The sequence below is a fragment of the Gilliamella sp. Choc6-1 genome (assembly GCF_001690385.1).
In the GTDB taxonomy this organism is placed as follows: Bacteria; Pseudomonadota; Gammaproteobacteria; order Enterobacterales; family Orbaceae; genus Gilliamella; species Gilliamella apicola_A.
This window is the reverse complement of sequence record NZ_LZHI01000009.1, coordinates 1-4009: the sequence shown is the minus strand read 5'-3', so window position 1 is coordinate 4009 and position 4009 is coordinate 1. Positions and strand designations below refer to the sequence as shown.

Annotated in this window: 1 tRNA gene and 3 rRNA genes; all 4 read left to right on the top strand. The window is 48.8% G+C overall.

Annotated elements, in window-relative coordinates:
- Positions 1-486 (top strand): 16S ribosomal RNA (locus tag A9G36_RS00360); the annotation flags it as partial.
- A 55-nt stretch (positions 487-541) separates the two neighbouring features.
- Positions 542-617 (top strand) — tRNA-Glu (locus A9G36_RS00355).
- A gap of 211 nt (positions 618-828) precedes the next feature.
- Positions 829-3728, top strand: a 23S ribosomal RNA gene (locus tag A9G36_RS00350).
- Positions 3729-3884: 156 nt separating this feature from the next.
- Positions 3885-4000: ribosomal RNA gene (gene rrf, locus A9G36_RS00345) — 5S ribosomal RNA — on the top strand.
- The last annotated feature ends 9 nt before the right edge of the window (positions 4001-4009 follow it).

Sequence of the window (4009 nt, the reverse complement as noted above, 5' to 3'; positions counted from 1 at the left end):
GGCTGTCGTCAGCTCGTGTTGTGAAATGTTGGGTTAAGTCCCGCAACGAGCGCAACCCTTATCCTTTGTTGCCATCGATTAGGTCGGGAACTCAAAGGAGACTGCCGTTGATAAAGCGGAGGAAGGTGGGGACGACGTCAAGTCATCATGGCCCTTACGACCAGGGCTACACACGTGCTACAATGGCGTATACAAAGGGAGGCGACCTCGCGAGAGCAAGCGGACCTCATAAAGTACGTCTAAGTCCGGATTGGAGTCTGCAACTCGACTCCATGAAGTCGGAATCGCTAGTAATCGTGAATCAGAATGTCACGGTGAATACGTTCCCGGGCCTTGTACACACCGCCCGTCACACCATGGGAGTGGGTTGCACCAGAAGTAGATAGCTTAACCTTAGGGAGGGCGTTTACCACGGTGTGATTCATGACTGGGGTGAAGTCGTAACAAGGTAACCGTAGGGGAACCTGCGGTTGGATCACCTCCTTACGAAGAGCTCGTAAGTGTTCACACAGATTGTTTGTTTAGAAAGAGAAATAATTAAGTCCCCTTCGTCTAGAGGCCTAGGACATCGCCCTTTCACGGCGGTAACAGGGGTTCGAATCCCCTAGGGGACGCCATAAAATGTGATGAAATTATTTTTCTAAAAATTATTTTTGTGTTTACTTAATTTAGTTATTAAGTGAATAGAAAGATAAAGCTCTTTAACAATAAGGAACAAGCTGAAAGAAACGAGTTCTCGTTTTGCTGGAGGAATCGAAATGTAAATATAGGTGACTGAAAGCGAAAAGAGAAGAAAGCGTAATTAACCAAGACAACTGTGAGTTGTAAGGTTAAGAAATTAAGCGTACACGGTGGATGCCTAGGCAATCAGAGGCGAAGAAGGACGTGTTAATCTGCGAAAAGCGACGGTGAGCTGATAAAAAGCGTTATAGCCGTTGATGTCCGAATGGGGAAACCCAATGTAGGTAACTACATTATTGTCTGATGAATCCATAGTCAGATGAGGCGAACCGGGAGAACTGAAACATCTAAGTACCCCGAGGAAAAGAAATCAACCGAGATTCCCTGAGTAGCGGCGAGCGAAAGGGGAGGAGCCCAAGCGGGTAGCATAGTATATTAGTGGAAGCGTTCAGGAAAGTCGCACTATAGAGGGTGAAAGTCCCGTACACGAAAGTATATTATGTGGAAGCTTATAGAGTAGGGCGGGACACGTGATATCCTGTCTGAAGAAGGGGGGACCATCCTCCAAGGCTAAATACTCCTGATTGACCGATAGTGAACCAGTACCGTGAGGGAAAGGCGAAAAGAACCCCGGGAGGGGAGTGAAATAGACCCTGAAACCGTGTACGTACAATCAGTGGGAGCATATATCATTAGATATGTGTGACTGCGTACCTTTTGTATAATGGGTCAGCGACTTATATTCTGTAGCAAGGTTAACCGAATAGGGGAGCCGAAGGGAAACCGAGTATTAACTGTGCGTTAAGTTGCAGGGTATAGACCCGAAACCCGGTGATCTAGCCATGGGCAGGTTGAAGGTTGGTTAACACTAACTGGAGGACCGAACCGACTAATGTTGAAAAATTAGCGGATGACCTGTGGCTGGGGGTGAAAGGCCAATCAAACCGGGAGATAGCTGGTTCTCCCCGAAAGCTATTTAGGTAGCGCCTCATGAGTAACTGTTGGGGGTAGAGCACTGTTTCGGCTAGGGGGCCATCCCGGCTTACCAACCCGATGCAAACTCCGAATACTGACAAGTTTAATCATGGGAGACACACGGCGGGTGCTAACGTTCGTCGTGAAGAGGGAAACAACCCAGACCGCCAGCTAAGGTCCCAAAGTCATAGTTAAGTGGGAAACGAAGTGGGAAGGCTTAGACAGCTAGGATGTTGGCTTAGAAGCAGCCATCATTTAAAGAAAGCGTAATAGCTCACTAGTCGAGTCGGCCTGCGCGGAAGATGTAACGGGGCTAAAACTATGCACCGAAGCTGCGGCAGTGCACGTAAGTGCATTGGGTAGGGGAGCGTTCTGTAAGCCGTAGAAGGTATGTTGTGAGGCATGCTGGAGGTATCAGAAGTGCGAATGCTGACATAAGTAACGATAAAGCGGGTGAAAAGCCCGCTCGCCGGAAGACCAAGGGTTCCTGTCCAACGTTAATCGGGGCAGGGTGAGTCGACCCCTAAGGAGAGGCCGAAGGGCGTATCTGATGGGAAACGGGTTAATATTCCCGTACTGGCTATAACTGCGATGGGGGGACGAAGAAGGCTAGGTTATCCACCTGTTGGATGGTGGTTTAAGCGTGTAGGGGTGTGATTAGGCAAATCCGGTCACTGAGACCCTGAGGCGTGATGACGAGCTACTAAGGTAGTGAAGTAATTGATGCCAAGCTTCCAGGAAAATCCTCTAAGCTTCAGGTTATAGGTAATCGTACCCGAAACCGACACAGGTGGTCAGGTAGAGAATACTCAGGCGCTTGAGAGAACTCGGGTGAAGGAACTAGGCAAAATGGTGCCGTAACTTCGGGAGAAGGCACGCTGATGGTAATTGAACTCCCACGCGGATGTAGGTGAAATCAGTCGAAGATACCAGCTGGCTGCAACTGTTTAATAAAAACACAGCACTGTGCAAACACGAAAGTGGACGTATACGGTGTGACGCCTGCCCGGTGCTGGAAGGTTAATTGATGGGGTTATGCGAATGCAGAAGCTCCTGATCGAAGCCCCAGTAAACGGCGGCCGTAACTATAACGGTCCTAAGGTAGCGAAATTCCTTGTCGGGTAAGTTCCGACCTGCACGAATGGCGTAATGATGGCCAGGCTGTCTCCACCCGAGACTCAGTGAAATTGAATTTGCCGTGAAGATGCGGTGTACCCGTGGCAAGACGGAAAGACCCCGTGAACCTTTACTATAGCTTGACAGTGAACATTGAGCCTTAATGTGTAGGATAGGTGGGAGGCAAAGAAGCATGCACGCCAGTGTGTGTGGAGTCGACCTTGAAATACCACCCTTTAATGTTTGATGTTCTAACCTATACTTCTGAATCGAGGTAAGGGACACTGTCTGGTGGGTAGTTTGACTGGGGCGGTCTCCTCCCAAAGAGTAACGGAGGAGCACGAAGGTTAGCTAATCCTGGTCGGACATCAGGAGGTTAGTGCAATGGCAAAAGCTAGCTTGACTGCGAGAGTGACGGCTCGAGCAGGTACGAAAGTAGGTCATAGTGATCCGGTGGTTCTGAATGGAAGGGCCATCGCTCAACGGATAAAAGGTACTCCGGGGATAACAGGCTGATACCGCCCAAGAGTTCATATCGACGGCGGTGTTTGGCACCTCGATGTCGGCTCATCACATCCTGGGGCTGAAGTAGGTCCCAAGGGTACGGCTGTTCGCCGTTTAAAGTGGTACGCGAGCTGGGTTTAGAACGTCGTGAGACAGTTCGGTCCCTATCTGCCATGGGCGTAGGAAAATTGAGAGGGTTTGCTTCTAGTACGAGAGGACCGAAGTGAACGCACCGCTGGTGTTCGGGTTGTGATGCCAATTGCATTGCCCGGTAGCTACGTGCGGAATAGATAAGTGCTGAAAGCATCTAAGCACGAAACTAGCCTTAAGATGAGTTTTCCCTGAAGAGATTCAGTAAGGTTCGTTTGAGACTAAGACGTAGATAGGTCAGGTGTGTAAGTGTAGTGATACATTGAGCTAACTGATACTAATGAACCGAGAGTCTTAACCTTACAACTCGGAGTTGTTTTGTGATTACGTGAAGAGAAGCGTTTGATGACTAAGTCATCGAAATTGGATTAAATGTTGATTGAGTGGTTTGTTCCGAATTGAGAGATTGGTGTTATTATGAGATAATGAGCACTGATTGTAGAAGAGAAAAGAATATGTCTGGCGGTAATAGCGCGGTGGTCCCACCTGACCCCATGCCGAACTCAGAAGTGAAACGCCGTAGTGCCGATGGTAGTGTGGGTATTACCCATGTGAGAGTAGGGTGCCGCCAGACTTTTTAAAT